We start from the raw sequence: 17,608 nt of genomic DNA, 5'->3' as shown, positions 1-17,608 counted from the left end.
CATTCTTCGTTTTGCTTGTCAACCACTTTTTTTCATTCAACTTACTGATTTGTAAGTTGTTTTGCGATCACCGATGTTGCTGGCGATTCGCTTAGTGCCTGACAGCGGGGCGTATATTAGGGGCACTCCTTTTTTGATGCAAGCGGTTTTTTCAAAAATTTCAGCAAGTTAACGTAAAAAATGAAAGGGGCCCGGTTTTACGGGAGCTGAGCCGGTTCCCACAGGTTCCTGAATCAGCTGCGACAAACCGCTGGCCATAAAAAAGCCCCGCAGGTGCGGGGCTAGTCTTTGCAGCGGATGGTTCAGGCAAACACGATTTCTTCGCCTTCCACCTTGGCAGTGATCGCCGTGCCAGGCAGGAACTTGCCAGCCAGGATCAGTTGCGCCAGCGGGTTCTCGATCCAGCGCTGGATCGCCCGCTTCAGCGGCCGTGCGCCGTACACGGGGTCGTAACCCACCGCGATCAGCTTGTCCAACGCCTCCGGGCTCAGGCTCAGCGCCAGCTCGCGCTCGGCAAGGCGGCTGCGCAGGCGGCCGAGCTGGATCTCGGTGATGCCAGCGATCTGATCGCGGCCCAGTGGTTCGAACACCACCACTTCGTCGATCCGGTTGATGAACTCCGGACGGAAGTGCGCACCCACTGCATCCATCACCGCTGCACGCTGTGCCTCGCGGTCACCCACCAGTTCCTGGATCTGCGCCGAGCCCAGGTTGGAGGTCATCACGATCACCGTGTTGCGGAAGTCCACGGTGCGGCCATGGCTGTCGGTCAACCGGCCATCCTCGAGCACCTGCAGCAGCACGTTGAACACGTCCGGGTGGGCCTTTTCCACCTCGTCAAGCAGCACCACCGAGTAAGGCTTGCGCCGTACCGCTTCGGTCAGGTACCCGCCCTCTTCATACCCAACATAGCCTGGTGGAGCACCGATCAGGCGAGCCACGGAGTGTTTCTCCATGAACTCGGACATGTCGATGCGCACCATGGCCTCTTCGGTGTCGAACAGGAACTCGGCCAGCGCCTTGCACAGTTCGGTCTTACCGACACCGGTCGGGCCGAGGAACAGGAACGAGCCACTGGGCCGGTTGGGGTCAGACAACCCGGCGCGCGAACGGCGCACCGCGTTGGCCACGGCGGTGACCGCTTCGTTCTGGCCAATCACCCGCTGGTGCAGCAGGTCTTCCATTTTCAGCAGCTTCTCACGTTCGCCTTCAAGCATCTTGGCGACCGGGATGCCGGTCCACTTGGACACCACTTCGGCGATTTCTTCCTCGGTGACCTTGTTACGCAGCAACTGGTTTTCTGCCTTGCCGTGCTGGTCGACCATCTGCAGGCTGCGCTCCAGGTCGGGGATAATCCCGTACTGCAACTCGGCCATGCGGTTCAGGTCGCCTTTGCGCCGTGCGGCTTCCAGCTCCTGGCGCGCCTGCTCGATCTTTTGCTGGATCTGCGCCGAGCCCTGTACTTCAGCTTTTTCCGAGGCCCAGATTTCTTCCAGGTCGGAGTATTCGCGCTCCAGCCGCTCGATTTCTTCGGTGAGCTTCTCCAGGCGTTTTTTTGCCGCTTCGTCCTCTTCCTTCTTCAGCGCCTGGGACTCCACCTTCAACTGGATCAGGCGACGGTCGAGGCGGTCGAGCACTTCCGGCTTGGAGTCGATCTCCATACGGATGCGGCTGGCCGCTTCGTCGATCAGGTCGATGGCCTTGTCCGGCAGCTGGCGGTCGGTGATGTAGCGGTGGCTGAGCTTGGCCGCGGCAATGATCGCACCGTCGGTGATGGCCACCTTGTGGTGCACCTCATAGCGCTCTTTCAGGCCACGCAGGATGGCGATGGTGTCTTCCTCGCTCGGCTCTTCGACCAGCACCTTCTGGAAACGGCGCTCCAGGGCGGCGTCCTTCTCGATGAACTGGCGGTACTCGTTGAGCGTGGTGGCGCCCACACAGTGCAGCTCGCCACGGGCCAGGGCCGGCTTGAGCATGTTGCCGGCGTCCATGGCGCCTTCGCCCTTGCCGGCACCGACCATGGTGTGCAGCTCGTCGATGAACAGGATGATCTGGCCTTCCTGCTTGGACAGCTCGTTAAGCAGCGACTTCAGGCGCTCTTCGAACTCGCCGCGGTACTTGGCACCGGCGATCAGCGCGCCCATGTCCAGCGCCAGCAGGCGCTTGCCCTTGAGGCCGTCAGGCACCTCACCGTTGATGATGCGCTGGGCCAGGCCTTCGGCAATGGCGGTTTTACCCACGCCAGGCTCGCCGATCAGTACCGGGTTGTTCTTGGTACGGCGCTGCAGCACCTGCACCGTGCGGCGGATCTCGTCATCACGGCCGATCACCGGGTCAAGCTTGCCTTCTTCGGCACGCTTGGTCAGGTCGACGGTGTACTTGTCCAGGGCCTGGCGCGACTCTTCGGCGTTGGCATCATTCACTGCCGCGCCGCCCCGCAGGTTGGTGATGGCGTTTTCCAGGGCTTTCTTGCTCACGCCCTGGCTGAGCAGCAGCTTGCCCAGCTTGCTGTTCTCGTCCATGGCGGCGAGCAGCACCAGCTCGCTGGAAATGAACTGGTCACCCTTCTGCTGGGCCAGGCGGTCGGCCTGGTTGAGCAGGCGCGCGAGGTCCTGCGACATGTTCACGTCGCCGGTGGGGTTCTGGATTTTTGGCAGTTGGTCGAGCTCTTTCACCAGGGCCTGGCGCAGGCTGTTGATGTCAAAACCGACTTGCATCAGCAGCGGTTTGATCGAACCGCCCTGCTGCTCGATCAGCGCCTGCAACAGGTGCACGGGCTCAATGGCAGGATGATCCATGCCAACGGCCAGGGATTGGGCATCGGATATCGCTAGTTGAAGCTTGCTGGTCAAACGGTCTATTCGCATGGGGGATACCTTCCTGTAAGGGCAGGTCGGAGCGATGGACAGCGCCTTTAATGAAGAAACCTGCCTGAGATGACCTTATAGATAAGGTTGATTCTGGAAGATTCAAGCGTAGCGGGGTTGACCGAAGTCAGCTGGTTGGATTAGCGACGAGGCGCTCGCGGCAATCAGCGCGGGTCCAGCCAGACCAGCGACGCAAAGCGCCCACCCTGCGGGGTACGGCGGTAGGAGAAGAACCGTGAGTCGCTGACCGTGCACAAGCCACCGCCATAAACAGCAGTAACCCCCCGCGCCGCCAGACGGATCCGCGCCAGCTCGTAGATGTCGGCCATCAGCTTGCCCGGCCGCTCACCGTCGACGAAAGCCCTGGTAGCCTCCGGGTGCACGGCGGTAAAGGCATCGCGTACTTCCAGGCCCACTTCGAAGGCCTGCGGGCCGATGGCCGGCCCCAGCCACACCAGCACGTCTTCAGGTGCCAGTGCCAGGCGATCAAGGGTGGCTTCCAGCACACCGCCGGCCAGCCCGCGCCAGCCGGCATGCGCTGCCGCCACGCGGGTGCCGGCACGGTCGCAGAACAGCGCGGGCAAGCAATCGGCGGTCATCACGGTGCAGGCAATGCCAGGCTGGTCGGTCCAGCTGGCATCGGCTTCAGCGACCACCGACGGGTCGGCATCCGCCACTGCCAGGCCATGCACCTGCTTGAGCCAGGCAGGCTGGATGGCGAACTGGTCGCTCAGGCGGCGGCGGTTCTCGGCAACGGCGGCGGGGTCATCCCCCACGTGGTCACCGAGGTTGAAACTTTCATAAGGCGGTAGGCTGATACCGCCCTGACGGGTGGTGACACAGGCGCGAACCGAGGCCGGGGCGGGCCAGTCGGGGAACAGCAGCGACTGCGTCAGACCACTCATCCGATAAACGCCTCGCGGTCCTGGTTCAGCAGCGACAGCAGCCAGACGAAGTCATCAGGCAGCGGCGATTCCCATTCCATGCGTTCACCGGTGGCCGGGTGGTCCAGCGCCAGGAAGCGCGCATGCAGGGCCTGGCGCGGGAAGGTCTTGACCGCCTCGACCATGGTCGGGCTGGCCGCCGGCGGGATGCGGAAGCGACCGCCGTAGGTCTGGTCGCCAACCAGCGGGAACCCGACATGGGCCATGTGCACACGGATCTGGTGGGTACGGCCGGTTTCCAGCTTGACCCGCACATGGGTGTGGGAGCGGAAGCGCTTGAGCACACGGTAGTGGCTGACCGCTGGCTTGCCGCCTTCGGTTACCGCCATGCGCTGGCGCATGCCGCCGTGGCGGCCGATCGGGGCGTCGATCTTGCCACCGGCGGTGACCACGCCAACCACGATGCACTCGTAGATGCGGCTGACCGAGCGTTTTTGCAACTGGTCGACCAGGTTGGTCTGCGCCTGCAGGGTCTTGGCCACCACCATCAGACCGGTGGTGTCCTTGTCCAGGCGGTGGACGATACCGGCACGCGGGACGTTGATGATGTCTGGCACATGATGCAGCAATGCGTTGAGCAAGGTGCCGCTGGCGTGGCCGGCAGCCGGATGGACGACAAGCCCGGCAGGCTTGTTGATCACCATGATCTGGTCGTCTTCATAGACGATGTCCAGCTCGATGTCTTCGGCCTCCCACTCGCCCTGGGCTTCCTGCTCGGCGTCCAGCACCAGCAGCGAGCCACCGTGGACGGTGTCGCGGGGGCGCACGACGGCGCCATCGACCGTCAGACGGCCCTCTTTGATCCACGAAGTCAGCCGCGAGCGCGAGTACTCGGCGAACAATTGGGCGGCGACCTGGTCGAGGCGTTGACCGCCCAGTTCGGACGGTACCTCTGCGCTAAGTTGAATGATCTCGGACATGCTCGATTCGGCGGGCGCACAGCCTTTGGTTTCGGCTGCGAGCTTGTGGTTAAATACGGCTTCTTTTGTCCCGGGGTTGGCCGGGGCGCTCATCATAACAGGACGGCACCGCCCAAGACAGCGGCCGTCAAAGGGACGCAAGCCGCCATGCAAGTGAAACACCTGCTGCTGATCGCCATCCTCGGGCTCACCGCGGCCTGTTCCTCCAATAAAGAGGTGATTGACGAGAACCTCAGCGAAGCCGAGCTGTATCAGCAGGCCCAAGCTGATCTGGACAACTCGAGCTACACCAGCGCCGTGAACAAGCTCAAGGCCCTGGAGTCACGCTACCCGTTCGGCCGTTACGCCGACCAGGCCCAGCTCGAGCTGATCTACGCCAACTACAAGAACTCCGAGCCCGAAGCAGCCAAATCGGCTGCCGAGCGCTTCATCCGTCTGCACCCGCAGCACCCCAACGTCGACTACGCCTATTACCTCAAGGGCCTGACGTCGTTCGACCAGGACCGTGGCCTGCTGGCGCGTTTCCTGCCGCTGGACATGACCAAGCGTGACCCGGGTGCCGCCCGCGACTCGTACAACGAGTTCGCCCAGCTGACCAGCCGCTTCCCCAACAGCCGCTACGCCCCGGATGCCAAGCAGCGCATGATCTACCTGCGCAACCTGCTGGCCTCCTACGAAATCCACGTGGCTGACTACTACCTGAGCCGTCAGGCGTATGTGGCGGCCGCCAACCGTGGTCGCTACGTGGTGGAGAACTTCCAGGAGACCCCATCGGTCGGTGATGGCCTGGCGGTGATGGTCGAGTCGTACCAGAAGATGCACCTGGACGAACTGGCGGCCACCAGCCTGGAAACCCTCAAGCTGAACTACCCTGACCACCCGAGCCTGGTCGATGGCCAGTTCCAGCCCAAGCAGACCGAGTCCGACGGCCGTGGCTGGTTGTCCAAGGCAACCCTGGGCCTGATCGAAACCGATACGCCGCTGCCACCGGGTGAAACCCGCGCCAACCAGGACGTGGTCAAGCAGTTCCAGGATGCCCGCGCCGAGATGCCGCAAGAGCTGCTGCCCAAAGACGAAAACGGCGACCCGATCCTGCCGGTAGGCCCGAAAGAAGCCGAAAAAGACCGCTCGTGGTTCAGCTACATGACCTTTGGTCTGTTCGACTGAGGCACCGTGGTACGAGAAAGGGAGGCCTGGGGCCTCCCTTTTTTATTGGCCGCATCCTAGACTGTGGTCTTCCTCAATCGACAAGCTGGACACCATGGTTCGCCTACTTTTCTGGATTGCCCTGATCGCCGCCGCGTTCTGGCTGTGGCGCAAATTCAAGATCAGCCAGCAATCGCACCCCGAGCAAAAGCTCGACGACCCGCTGAAAATGGTGCGCTGCGCCCACTGCGGCGTGCACCTGCCCAATGACCGGGCGCTACAGCAGGGCAAGGACTGGTATTGCAGCCAGGCGCACCTGCAACAGGGGCCTGGCCAGCCGCGTTGATTCAGTACCGGCCTCTTCGCGGGGCAGTCCGGTTGAAGTGGATGCCTTCAACACAGGGACAACCTGTGGGAGCGGGCTTGCCCCGCGAAGAGGCCGGTACTGATCATGCGATCAATCAGCTTAGCCACATATCCCTCCCCGACCCTTTCGCACCATTTACGACCCTCCCCCCTGCGCCAGCATTGACCGCCCCCGACAAAATTCGCTAAATCCTATTTATCCGCATAAATATGAAAAATAGCGAAATGCTCAAACCCAAACGCAAGCGCCAGAAGCTGTCCGACGTGATCGTCGAATCGGTCAAGCGCTCGATCGTGACCGAAGCCTTGCACCCCGGCGACCGCCTGCCGACCGAGCGCGAGCTGATGGAGCACTTCGAATGCTCCAAAGGCACCGCCCGCGAAGCGCTCAAGGCCCTGGAAGTCGAAGGCCTGGTCAGCACCCGCACCGGCCCCAGCGGCGGCGCCTACCTCAACGAGGTGGGCACCGAGCCGGCCAGCCGTGCCCTGCGCAACTACCTGCACTTCCAGCACCTGGACGGCGAGCAGGTGTACCAACTGCGCAAGGTCATCGAGGTGGAGCTGGCGGTGGCGGTCATGGGCCAGCTGAGCGACACCGACTACGCCGCGCTGCAGGCCAACATCGACTTCTGCAGCACCCCCGAAGACAGCGAAGAGGGCCAGCGCGAGCAACGCCTGGCAGAGATCGAGTTCCATACCCTGCTGGCGCACCGCTGCCCCAACCCGCTGCTGCGCTTCATGGCGGTGTTCCTCAACGATCTGCTGCGCGACCTGGTGGTGCTGAAGAAGGCCTACCTGCCCAAGCGCCAGCAGTTCGCTGCCGCCAACATCGATTACCACAAGCAACTGCTGCTGGCCCTGCGCGCCAGCGACGAGCCTGCCGTACGCCGCCTGATGCACGAGCACATGTGCGACGCCGAGCACCACATGACCGCGCTGGAAGGCGAGGTTGCCCGCAACTTCCTGCTGGAGTTCGACCACCACCACTGACCCACTGATCCGCCTGGACAGAGGCCTGCACACAGGCCCGGCCGCACCGCTTTGTCATTGCCACTCCTGCCTAATAACCACAACCAAGGAGTTACTTATGCAAAGACGTACCCTGCTCAAGGCAGGCCTTGCCCTGGGTGCCTTAGGTAGCCTCCCGCTGGGAGCGCACCGGGCATTCGCCGACGAACCGCTGACCTTCTATGGGCTCAAATCCATGTCTGGCGCCTTTGCCAGCTACGGCAAATATGCCGACATGGGTTCGCGCCTGGCCATCGCCGAATACCCACAAGTGCTCGGCCACCCGCTCAAGTACAAAGTCATCGACACCGAAGGCAACGCCGGCAAGGCCGTGCGCAAGGTGCAGGAAGCCATCGGCCAGGACGGCGCACGCTTTTTCCAGGGGTGCACCCTGTCATCCTCGGCGCTGGCAGTGTCCAAGGAGATCCACAAGGCCGGCGGTGTGTTCATGACACCGGTGGGCGCTGACGAAATCACCGGCAAGGACTGCAACGCCTCGACCTTCCGCTGGTCGGTCCCCACCTATGGCGCCATCCGTGAAACGCTGGTGCCGATGATCCGCCAGCTGCCGCAGGCCAAGCGCTGGTACACCATTACCCCACAATACGTGTTCGGCGATGCGCTGCTGGACAACGCGCGCAAAGTCTTCGCCGAGTTCGGTGTGGAACACATCGGCAACAGCTACCACTCGCTGCAGGAGCAGGAGTTCTCCGGTTACCTGACCAACGCCATCGCCGCCAAGCCCGACGTGCTGGTGCTGCTCAACTTTGGCAGCCAGTCGTCCAACGCCCTGCGCCAGGCGGTGAACTTCGGCATCAAGGACCGCATGAAAGTGCTGTTGGTGTGGTCGGCCGGCCTCGACCAGTTCCAGGAGCTGGGCAGCGACGTGCTCGAAGGCGTGTACCTGGGCGCACAGTACTGGCACCAGGTCGACACCCCACTAAACAAGCAACTGGTCGCGGCCACCCAGAAGGCCTACGGCATCAACCCCAACTACCCGCTGGCGGCCGACTACATCGGCACCAAGGTCATGCTTGAAGCCATCAACAAGGCCGGCACCCTGGACGGCGCCAGCGTGTCCGCGGCCTTGCAGGGCATGCGCTTCCAGGGCCCGACCGGCGACGAGCTGATCCGCCCCGGCGACCATCAGGTACTGAAGGACTACTACCTGTTGCGCGGCAAGCCCCAAGGGCAGATGCGCGACGAAGACGACCTGGCCGAAGTCATCAGCGCCGGCCGCTCGTTCGTCGAAGTAGACCACACCGGTTGCGCCCTGGCCTGAAGCCGCGGCGTTAGTCAAAACCACTCGTACAGGCAGCCGCCCCGCGTGCTGTCGAGGGCACACTCATGCTCGATTTGTACCTGTTCCAACTGCTCAACGGCCTGGGCTTGGGGATGATCTATTTCCTCATCGCCGTCGGCCTGACGATCATTTTCGGCCTGCTCAACTTCGTCAATTTCGCCCACGGTGCGTTCTTTTTGCTCGGCGCCTACCTGTGCTACACCGCCGTGGCAATCACCGGCAACTTCTGGCTGGCGCTGCTGATCGCGCCGCTGGTGGTGGCAGCACTGGCCTGGGCGGTAGAGCGCCTGCTGATCAAGCGCATCTACCACTTGCCACACACCTTCCAGATCCTCGTCACCCTGGGTATCGCGCTGATCATCCAGGAAGCCTCGGTGCTGATCTGGGGCCCGGTGGGCAAGAACATCGCCGTGCCGCCAGAGCTGCGTGGCGTGTTGATCCTCGGTGACTTCATCTACCCGTACTACCGCCTGTTCCTGATCGGTTTCGCCGCCCTCATCGGCCTGGGCCTGTGGCTGCTGCTGGAGCGCACCCGCTTCGGCGCCCTGGTACGCGCCGGCAGCGAAAGCACCGAAACCGTCTCGCTGTTGGGTACCAATATCTTCCGCCTGTTCTCCCTGACGTTCGCCCTGGGCGTTGGCCTGGCCGGCGTGGCCGGCGTGCTGTTCGCGCCGCTGCGGGGCGCCCAGCCATTCGTGGGCCCGGAGATCCTCGGCATCGCCTTCGTGGTGGTGGTGATCGGTGGCATGGGCTCGTTCGGCGGCGCGCTGGTTGGCGGCCTGCTGGTGGGTGTGGTGCAAAGCATGATGACCAGCCTCTGGCCGCAAGGCGCCAGCCTAATGATCTACGGCGCCATGGCCGCGGTGATCCTGGTCCGCCCCTATGGCCTGTTCGGGAGAGCATGACGATGAGCGAGAGAAATCCATTGCCCGTGAAGGGCCGCACCCCTGCCCTGCTGCTGCTGGTGCTCGCCAGCCTGGTGGCGCTGCCGCTGATGCTGCCATCGGCCACCTTGGCCACCGAGATCCTGATTTTTGCCCTGGCGGCGCTGGCCTGCAACCTGCTGCTTGGCTACACCGGCCTGCTGTCGTTTGGCCAAGGCATCTTCTTCGGGGTGGGTGCCTATGGCGCGGCGCTGCTGATGATCCACCTGCAGTGGGGCATGTTCAGCGCTCTGCTTGGCGCGGCGGTGTTCGGTGCCTTTCTGGCGCTGCTGGTGGGCGCCTTGGCGATCCGCCGCACGGGCATCTACTTCGTCATGCTGACCCTGGCCTTCAGCCAGATGGCGTACTTCCTGGCCTATACCCTCAGCGGCTGGACGGGCGGTGACAACGGCCTGCTCGACGTACCGCGGCCGAACATCGAAATCGCCGGCCATGTGCTGGTCGACCTGGCCGACCCTCGGCACTTCTATGTGTTCGTCGCGGTTCTGTTCCTGCTGATTTTCGCTGGCGCGCTGCGGGTAATCCGCTCGCCCTTCGGCAGCACCCTGCTGGCGATCCGCGAAAACGAAACCCGCGCCGCCGCCATTGGCTACGACACCCGCCACTTCAAGATCCTGGTGTTCATGCTGTCGGGCGCCATCACCGGCATCGCCGGGGCGCTGTACGCGATGCTGCTGCACTTCGCGCCGCTGTCGAACATCGACCTGATGATGAGCGAGAACATCCTGATCATGACCATTGTCGGCGGTACGGGCTCGCTGTTCGGTTCGCTGCTGGGCGCCGGCGCCATCGTGGTACTGGGCGATGTGCTGTCCGAGCTTTGGCCTCGCTGGCTGATGCTGCTGGGGGCGATCCTGATCCTGGTGGTGGTGTTCATGCGTGGCGGCCTGTGGGGCGGGCTGGCCGAACTGGGCAAGCGTCTGCGGCCATCCCGCACGGGCAACGACAAGACCCCTGCCAAAACCAAGGAGACCTTGTGATGAGCGACTACCTCCTGGAAACCCGCCACCTGGAACTGGCCTACGGGCCGTTCAAGGCGGTGGCCGGCGTTGACCTGAAAGTGCGCGCCGGCACCATCCACACCGTCATCGGCCCCAACGGTGCCGGCAAGACCAGCCTGTTCCACTGCCTGACCGGCGAGCGCCAGGCCACCGCCGGGCACATCCTCTTCAACGGCCAGGACATCATCCGCAAGCCGTCCCACGGCCGTGTGGCCCTGGGCATGGCGCGGTCGTTCCAGCTCACCAGCCTGTTCCAGAACCTCTCGGTGCGCGAAAACCTGCGCCTGGCAGCGCAGGGCCGTGATGGCCTGGGCGCGCTGAACTTCTGGCGCAGCGTGGAGCACAAGCGCAGCCACTGGAACACCGCCGACCAGGTGCTGGAGCGCCTCAAGCTGACAGCCCGCGCCGACACCCTGGCCGGCGAGTTGTCGCACGGCCAGCAGCGGGTGCTGGAGGTGGGCATGTCGATCTGCGCCAAACCGGCCCTGCTGATGCTCGACGAACCCACTTCGGGCATGGGCATCGATGACATCCCGGTGATGACCGACCTCATCAGCGACCTGGGCCGCGACCACACCGTGCTGCTGATCGAGCACAACATGAGCATCGTCATGTCGATCAGCCAACGCATCACCGTCATGAGCCACGGCCAGATCCTGGTCGAGGGCACCCCGGACCAGGTGCGCAACGACGAGCGCGTACGCACCGCCTACCTTGGAGAGGCCGCCTGATGCTCAACGTCGAATCGATCCATTCCTACTACGACAAGAGCCACGTGCTCGAAGGCGTGTCGCTGCAGGTTGGCGCTGGGGAGCTGGTGACCCTGCTGGGGCGCAACGGTGCCGGCAAGACCACCACCCTGCGCAGCATCCTCGGCATCGTCCGCCCGCGCCAAGGGCAGATCAGCTTCAACGGCCAGCAGTTGGTGGGCCGGGAAATCTTCGATATCGCCCGCCAAGGCATCGCCTTGGTGCCCGAACACCGCGGCATCTTTCGCCAGCTCAGCGTCGAGGAAAACCTGAAGATTGCCGTGCGCAAGGACAGCCGCTGGCAACTGGAGGATGTCTACGCCATGTTCCCGCGGCTCAAGGAGCGCCGGCGCAACGGTGGCTTTGCCCTGTCAGGCGGCGAACAGCAGATGCTGGCCATCGCCCGTGCCCTGCTCAACGACCCCAAGCTGCTGATCCTCGACGAGCCCACCGAGGGCCTGGCCCCGGTGATTGTCGATGAGCTGGTGAAGATCCTGCGACGGATCAAGGAAGAAGGCCTGTCGATCCTGCTGGTGGAACAGAACCTGATGGTCTGCGACGCCCTCGCCGACCGCCATTACGTACTCGAACAAGGCCGTGTGGCCTACCAGGGCAGCGCCGCGCAGTTCCGCGACGACCCCAGCATCAAGAACCGCTACCTGGCCCTGAGCGCCTGAAAGGAGAATGCCCATGAACACCCGCATCGATCCCTCGCAGCACCGGCTTGGCCAGGGCGCACTGGTCAGCCGCGAGCGCCTCTGGCAATCGCTGATGGACCTGGCCCAGCTGGGCGCCACCGCCAAGGGCGGCGTGTGCCGTCTGGCCCTGACCGACCTGGACCGCCAGGCCCGCGACCTGTTCGTGCGCTGGTGCACCGAGGCCGGTTGCACGGTCAGCGTCGACGCCATCGGCAACATCTTCGCCCGCCGCGCCGGGCGTAACCCGGCGCTACCACCGGTGATGACCGGCAGCCATATCGACACTCAACCCACCGGCGGCAAGTTCGACGGATGCTACGGGGTCATGGCCGGGCTGGAGGTGATTCGTACCCTCAACGACCTGCAGCTGACCACCGAGGCACCACTGGAAGTGGTGGTGTGGACTAACGAAGAAGGCTCGCGCTTCCCCCCGTGCATGATGGGCTCGGGCGTGTTCGCCGGTAAGTTCGGCCTGCAGGAGACGCTGGACAAGGTCGATGACCAGGGCCTGTCGGTGGGCGCGGAGTTGGCACGGATCGGCTATGCCGGCCCGCGTGTGCCCACCGGCCATGCCGTAGGCGCCTACTTCGAAGCGCACATCGAACAGGGGCCGGTGCTGGAAGACCAGCGCACCACCATCGGCGTGGTGCAGGGTTGCCTGGGGCAGAAGTGGTTCGACCTGGTGCTGACCGGCGTCGAAGCCCACGCCGGCCCCACACCGATGCACCTGCGCAAGGACGCCCTGGTGGGCGCCGCTGAAGTGGTGGCGGCGGTCAACCGTGCGGCCCTCGCCCATCAGCCTCATGCCTGTGGCACCGTGGGCTGCCTGACCTTGCACCCGGGCTCGCGCAACGTCATCCCGGGCCAGGTGCACATGACCATCGACCTGCGCCACCTGGACCCCGAGCACCTGGCGACCATGGTTGCCGAGGTACGCCAGGCCATCGAGGCCAGCACGGCAAAGCATGGGCTGCGTTTCGAATTGACGCCAACTGCCGACTTCCCGCCCCTGTACTTTGCCGAGCAGTGCGTGGATGCCGTGCGCCAGGGTGCACGCGCGTTGGGCCTGAGCCATCTGGACATCGTCAGCGGCGCCGGCCACGACGCCATCTTCCTTGCCGAGCTGGGCCCGGCGGGGATGATCTTCGTGCCCTGCGAGGGTGGCATCAGCCACAACGAAATCGAAAACGCCGCGCCACAGGACCTGGCCGACGGTTGCGACGTACTGCTGCGCGCCATGTTCCAGGCCGCCAATCAGGGAGCCCATTGAGATGACTGGCAAAACTGCCATCGGCGACTTCACCGCCGTCGAACTGCTCGACCTGTATCAACGCCGCCAGCTGTCGCCGGTCGAGGTGATCGATGACGTACTCACCCGCATCGACCAGCACAACCCCGCGGTCAATGCCTACTGCCATGTGGACGGCGAAGGTGCCCGCACGGCGGCCCGCGCCAGCGAGCAGCGCTGGCAGCGTGGCGAGCCCTGCGGCCGGCTGGACGGTGTACCAGCCTCGATCAAGGACCTGACCCTGACCCGCGGCATGCCCACGCGCAAGGGGTCGCTTACCACCTCCGGCGCTGGCCCCTGGGATGTCGATGCGCCGTTCACCGCGTTCATGCGCGAGGCGGGCGCGGTGTTGGTGGGCAAGACCACCACACCGGAGTTTGGCTGGAAGGGTGTGACCGACAACCCGTTGTACGGGATTACCCGCAACCCCTGGGATACCCGCCTGACCGCTGGTGGCTCCTCCGGTGGCGCGGCCGCTGCAGCCGCGCTGAACCTCGGTGTGCTGCACCAAGGCAGTGACGCCGGTGGCTCGATCCGGATCCCCTGTGCCTTCACCGGTACCTTCGGCATCAAGCCTACCTTCGGCTATGTGCCGCAGTGGCCGGCCAGCGCCATGACCGTGTTGTCCCACCTGGGGCCAATGACCCGCACTGTCGACGACGCGGTACTGATGCTGGACTGTGTGGCCCGCCCCGATGCGCGTGATGGCCTGGCCGGGGCAGCCAGGCAGGCGCCGTGGTTGAACCAGGATCAGGACCTCAGCGGCCTGCGTATCGCCTACAGCGCCAACTTCGGCTACGTGCAGGTCGACCCGCAGATTGAGGCACTGGTTGCCCAGGCCGTGCAGCGTCTGGCGCGGCTAGGGGCACAGGTGGAGGAAGTCGACCCGGGGTTCAACGACCCGCTAGAGACCTTCAATAGCCTGTGGTTCGCTGGCGCGGCGCGGCTGGCCGGTGCGCTGACCGATGAACAGCGCGCGCAGCTTGACCCTGGCCTGCGCTGGATTGCCGAACAGGGGGCGAGGATCAGTCTGAACACGTACACCCAGGCGTTGGAGGCGCGGGCTGAGCTGATTGCCCGCATGAATGCGTTCCACCAGCGCTATGACGTACTGGTGTCGCCGATGCTGCCACGGGTGGCCTTTGAGGCAGGGCATGACGTGCCGCCGGGGTCGGGGATGGCACAGTGGATGGAGTGGACGCCGTTCAGCTACCCGTTCAATCTGACCCAGCAACCTGCGGCTTCAGTACCGTGCGGGTTTACCCAGGAAGGGTTGCCGGTGGGCTTGCAGGTGGTTGCGGGACGGTTTGCCGATGAACAGGTGCTGCGGGTGTGCAAGGTGTATGAGCAGCATTACCCGAGCCGGCATTTGCAGGCGCCGATCATCGGTTGAGTGCTGGTCGATCTGCTACCTCACCCGCCCAATCGCCGACCGCCGGCGATTGGGCGGCCAAGCGGCCCGGCGACCTCAGCCCAGACGCCCGGCCGGGGCATACGGCGCCGGGTCGATGATCGGCTCCGCACCCGTCAGCAGGTCAGTGAACAACTGGCACGACGCCGGCGCCAGCACCAGCCCATTACGGTAATGCCCACAGTTCAACCACAGCCCCTCATGCCCCGGCACCCGCCCAATATACGGCACGCCTTCAGGCGACCCCGGCCGCAACCCAGCCCAGTGCCCCACCACCGTGGCACCCTCGAGCTCAGGCAACAGTTCAATCGCCGAAGCCTTCAGGCTGGCCAGCGCCTCTTCGGTCGGAGTCTTGTCGTACCCGGCATGCTCCAGGGTGCTGCCCACCAGAACATGCCCATCGCGGCGTGGGATCGCATAGCGCCCCTTGGCCAGCACCATGCTTGGCAGGAAGTCCTCGGCGCACTTGAACAGGATCATCTGGCCTTTGACCGGCTCGACGGGCAATTCAAGGCCGAGGGTGCGTAGCAGGTCGCCGCTCCAGGCACCGGCACTGAGCACCACGTCATCGGCCTGCAACACGCCGTCAGCGGTTTGCACCCCGGTAACCCGCCCGCCATCCTGAACAAAACCGGTGATTTGGCAGTGTTCACGCAGGGTCACGTTGGGCAAAGCCTGCAGTGCCGCCTTGAGCGACTTGACCAGCCGCGGGTTGCGCACATTAGCCACGCCCGCCATGTAGATGGCGTGCTGGAAGCCCGGGCCAAGCACCGGTACCGCGCCATAAGCCGCCGAAATATCCACAGCACTCAGTGGCCGCTGCTCACGCTCGGCCCAGGCCAAGGCCTCGGCCTCGTCATCCAGGTCGAGCCAATACAAACCAGTGGTGTGGACTTCCGGGTCGATGCCGGTGCTGGCGAACAGGCGCTCGCCCAGCTGCGGGTAAAAATCCTGCGACCAGTGCGCCAGGGCAGTCACTGCCGGGCTGTAGCGCCAGGGGTACAGCGGCGAGACAATGCCGCCACCTGCCCAGGACGACTCACGGCCGACCTCGCCCTGGTCACAGACCACGACCTGCCCGACCTTCGCCGCCAGGTTGAACGCCGTCAGCAGGCCAATCACGCCACCGCCGACAACCACTACTTGCTTGCTCATCTGTCGATCCAACACCTGAAGTAAAACCGCGATGCACGGGCATCATTCAACCTTCAGCTTCCCCAGCAGCGCTCAGCGGCTTCACTGGCGCCCGGATTGCTCTGGACACCCGCCTGGTCGAGCTGGAAATCGCCACAGCGATCCTCTGCCATCAGGCCACCCGGCAAGCGCCGCGCGAGCAACGTGAAGGTGTCGCTGCCGCGCAGGGCTTGGAGGCTGTAATGGCGGTTGGCGGTGGGCAAGTCCAACTCGCCCTCGGCGTATTCGCCGTTGCGCAGGCGATGACGCTCCAGGCGCAGGGCCGCATCGTGCAGCAGGCCGACCACTTCGCTGCGTGCGGCTCGCCGGAGCTGGTCACTGTAACTGGGGTAGGCAATGGCTGCCAGAATGCCGGTGACGGCCACGACAATCAACAACTCGATCAGGCTCAGGCCTTGCTGCATGTCAGTCTTCCCTCGGGATTTGCCGCCAGAGGATGCGCTGGGGCGCTTGTGCCTGATCGGCGGGCACGGCGTATACCGCCTCCAGCACCTGCCTGGCTTCGGCCTGCAGGCTGACGGCGGTGACCCTGAACAGCGTGACCGGCTCATCCTCGAGCATGTGAACGGCGCGGGTCGTTTCGCCCAGGTTCTGGAGCTGGAAATAACCACGCTCGGTGGGCTGCCATTGGCCTGACAGTTCGTGCGGGCGCGGGGGCGGTGGGCATGCCCGGCACAACGCAGGCGGAGCCCGTTGCAGCTCGTCTGCCCCGGCCAGCAGCGCCGCCTCTGCCTGTTCGAACGCCACCAGTCCATCGCGCAGGTAGCCGGCCATGCGCGTCTCAACCTGCGCGTCGCGCACGGCGGAAGCTGCCAGCAGGCCAAGGAGCAGGCTCAATACCAGCGCCAGCAGCAGCACCATGCCACGCTGGCGTTTCATGGCAGGGCCAGCGGGTTGCGAAGGGCCACACTTAGCGCATAGCGCTGGTGAAGGTTCAGGGCCGGGTCGGCCACCGTCAGTTGCACATCCACCCGCTGCCCGCCCGGCGTCTCAACCTGTTCCACCCGCATTTCACGCACGTGGTCCACCAGCCTCTGCGAGCTGTTGCGCCGCGTGAACACCAGGCTGGTGCCCTGAAGGTGATAACGGTGCCGGCTGACAGGAAACGCCAGGGCATACCCAGGACCTTGATCGCGCTGTCTGAGCACCTGCACGTCACTCACGCAGTCGGTGTGCAACGTCCAGTCTGGTGGGCCGGTATAACCTGGCAGCTCAGCCACAACCAGGCTCAGGCTGCTCGGGCCAGCCTGCAAGGGCTCGGCAAAGGCCTGGCGCGCGGCCAGGTCCTTGAAGTCGCCCGGCGCGGGACGCAAACAGCCGAACATCCCAGCCATGCGAATATCCTGGGCCATGCGCAGCAGTGCCAGGCGCGCGTCATTCTGCAGACGGGTTGCCGCGCTCTGCAGCTGCCAGCTCTGGTAGGCAGAGATGAACAGCTGACTGGCCGCCGCCAGGAGCATCAATCCGATGGCAAGCGCCAGCGTCATTTCGAGCAGGCCGAAGCCGCTTTGGGCGCGCTTCACAGCTGCTGCCCCATGGCAATGGCCCGCTCGCGCTCAGTGTGCGCGGCCAGTGCAGCCTGCCCCTCACGACGAGCACTGTCGGTGGCCTGCAGTGCTTGTAGCTGCAGCGCCGCTGCGGCGAACATACCCAGTGACACCACCGTCAGCGCCAACAGCACTTCCAGCAGCGTCATGCCCCGTTGTTGCGTGTGCATCCGTGCACCTCCTGCGACATTTCCCGCAATTGCCTTGAACCTGAGCGACTGG

Annotated in this window: 18 protein-coding genes; 10 read left to right on the top strand and 8 right to left on the bottom strand. The window is 64.4% G+C overall.

What is annotated here, in order from left to right; all coding sequences use genetic code 11:
• Positions 1 to 302: 302 nt before the first annotated feature.
• The 3 genes from clpB to rluD all read right to left on the bottom strand — a co-directional run bounded on the left by clpB (position 303) and on the right by rluD (position 4,731).
• A complete protein-coding gene (clpB, locus tag L6D80_RS10565) occupies positions 303 to 2,867 on the bottom strand; it encodes an ATP-dependent chaperone ClpB (protein ID WP_054900628.1) in 2,565 nt (854 codons plus the stop codon).
• Positions 2,868 to 3,031: 164 nt separating this feature from the next.
• Positions 3,032 to 3,772, bottom strand: coding sequence for a peptidoglycan editing factor PgeF (gene pgeF, locus L6D80_RS10560; RefSeq protein WP_176513414.1), 741 nt, complete (start codon positions 3,770 to 3,772; stop codon positions 3,032 to 3,034).
• Positions 3,769 to 4,731 carry a 23S rRNA pseudouridine(1911/1915/1917) synthase RluD gene (gene rluD, locus L6D80_RS10555; protein WP_054900779.1) on the bottom strand — a complete coding sequence of 321 codons (963 nt, stop codon included), beginning with the start codon at positions 4,729 to 4,731 and terminating at the stop codon, positions 3,769 to 3,771. Before rluD ends, pgeF begins: the two co-directional genes overlap by 4 nt.
• Before the next feature lie 147 nt (positions 4,732 to 4,878).
• Between rluD and L6D80_RS10550 the strand changes: the two genes are divergently transcribed.
• From L6D80_RS10550 to L6D80_RS10505, 10 genes are all read left to right on the top strand, one after another.
• Positions 4,879 to 5,898, top strand: coding sequence for an outer membrane protein assembly factor BamD (locus tag L6D80_RS10550; protein WP_054900626.1), 1,020 nt, complete (start codon positions 4,879 to 4,881; stop codon positions 5,896 to 5,898).
• A gap of 94 nt (positions 5,899 to 5,992) precedes the next feature.
• Positions 5,993 to 6,223 carry a PP0621 family protein gene (locus L6D80_RS10545; protein ID WP_054900625.1) on the top strand — a complete coding sequence of 77 codons (231 nt, stop codon included), beginning with the start codon at positions 5,993 to 5,995 and terminating at the stop codon, positions 6,221 to 6,223.
• A gap of 245 nt (positions 6,224 to 6,468) precedes the next feature.
• Positions 6,469 to 7,233 carry a FadR/GntR family transcriptional regulator gene (locus L6D80_RS10540; protein ID WP_054900624.1) on the top strand — a complete coding sequence of 255 codons (765 nt, stop codon included), beginning with the start codon at positions 6,469 to 6,471 and terminating at the stop codon, positions 7,231 to 7,233.
• A 97-nt stretch (positions 7,234 to 7,330) separates the two neighbouring features.
• A complete protein-coding gene (locus L6D80_RS10535; protein WP_176513412.1) occupies positions 7,331 to 8,533 on the top strand; it encodes an ABC transporter substrate-binding protein in 1,203 nt (400 codons plus the stop codon).
• Between the two features lie 65 nt (positions 8,534 to 8,598).
• Positions 8,599 to 9,459: a branched-chain amino acid ABC transporter permease gene (locus tag L6D80_RS10530; protein WP_016713397.1), complete on the top strand. Its 861-nt coding sequence runs from the start codon at positions 8,599 to 8,601 to the stop codon at positions 9,457 to 9,459.
• Between the two features lie 2 nt (positions 9,460 to 9,461).
• Positions 9,462 to 10,478 carry a branched-chain amino acid ABC transporter permease gene (locus L6D80_RS10525; protein WP_176513410.1) on the top strand — a complete coding sequence of 339 codons (1,017 nt, stop codon included), beginning with the start codon at positions 9,462 to 9,464 and terminating at the stop codon, positions 10,476 to 10,478.
• Positions 10,478 to 11,230, top strand: coding sequence for an ABC transporter ATP-binding protein (locus tag L6D80_RS10520; RefSeq protein ID WP_054900621.1), 753 nt, complete (start codon positions 10,478 to 10,480; stop codon positions 11,228 to 11,230). Before L6D80_RS10525 ends, L6D80_RS10520 begins: the two co-directional genes overlap by 1 nt.
• Positions 11,230 to 11,925, top strand: a complete 696-nt coding sequence (locus tag L6D80_RS10515; protein WP_054900620.1) for an ABC transporter ATP-binding protein — start codon at positions 11,230 to 11,232, stop codon at positions 11,923 to 11,925. The genes L6D80_RS10520 and L6D80_RS10515 overlap by 1 nt, the downstream gene beginning before the upstream one ends.
• 13 nt (positions 11,926 to 11,938) lie before the next feature.
• A complete protein-coding gene (locus L6D80_RS10510; RefSeq protein ID WP_176513408.1) occupies positions 11,939 to 13,216 on the top strand; it encodes a Zn-dependent hydrolase in 1,278 nt (425 codons plus the stop codon).
• A 1-nt stretch (position 13,217) separates the two neighbouring features.
• Entirely contained in the window at positions 13,218 to 14,627 is a 1,410-nt protein-coding gene (locus tag L6D80_RS10505) for an amidase (RefSeq protein WP_176513407.1), read from the top strand.
• 75 nt (positions 14,628 to 14,702) lie between these two features.
• Here the strand turns inward: L6D80_RS10505 and thiO are convergent, their stop codons facing one another.
• The 5 genes from thiO to L6D80_RS10480 are packed head-to-tail and all read right to left on the bottom strand — an operon-like array spanning position 14,703 to position 17,556.
• Positions 14,703 to 15,800, bottom strand: a complete 1,098-nt coding sequence (gene thiO / locus L6D80_RS10500) for a glycine oxidase ThiO (RefSeq protein WP_176513405.1) — start codon at positions 15,798 to 15,800, stop codon at positions 14,703 to 14,705.
• 53 nt (positions 15,801 to 15,853) lie between these two features.
• Complete coding sequence (locus L6D80_RS10495) at positions 15,854 to 16,243, bottom strand: type IV pilin protein (protein WP_176513404.1); 390 nt, start codon at positions 16,241 to 16,243, stop codon at positions 15,854 to 15,856.
• Between the two features lies 1 nt (position 16,244).
• Positions 16,245 to 16,718, bottom strand: coding sequence for a hypothetical protein (locus tag L6D80_RS10490; protein ID WP_176513402.1), 474 nt, complete (start codon positions 16,716 to 16,718; stop codon positions 16,245 to 16,247).
• Positions 16,715 to 17,362, bottom strand: coding sequence for a PilW family protein (locus L6D80_RS10485; RefSeq protein WP_176513400.1), 648 nt, complete (start codon positions 17,360 to 17,362; stop codon positions 16,715 to 16,717). Before L6D80_RS10485 ends, L6D80_RS10490 begins: the two co-directional genes overlap by 4 nt.
• Positions 17,359 to 17,556 (bottom strand): type IV pilus modification PilV family protein, encoded by a 198-nt coding sequence (locus tag L6D80_RS10480; protein WP_176513398.1) that lies wholly within the window; start codon positions 17,554 to 17,556, stop codon positions 17,359 to 17,361. The genes L6D80_RS10485 and L6D80_RS10480 overlap by 4 nt, the downstream gene beginning before the upstream one ends.
• Positions 17,557 to 17,608: the final 52 nt, after the last annotated feature.

The sequence above is a fragment of the Pseudomonas ceruminis genome, assembly GCF_021602025.1.
Lineage (GTDB): Bacteria > Pseudomonadota > Gammaproteobacteria > Pseudomonadales > Pseudomonadaceae > Aquipseudomonas > Aquipseudomonas ceruminis.
Note: the sequence above shows the minus strand (reverse complement) of the source record. Positions and strands in the feature narration are given on the sequence as shown.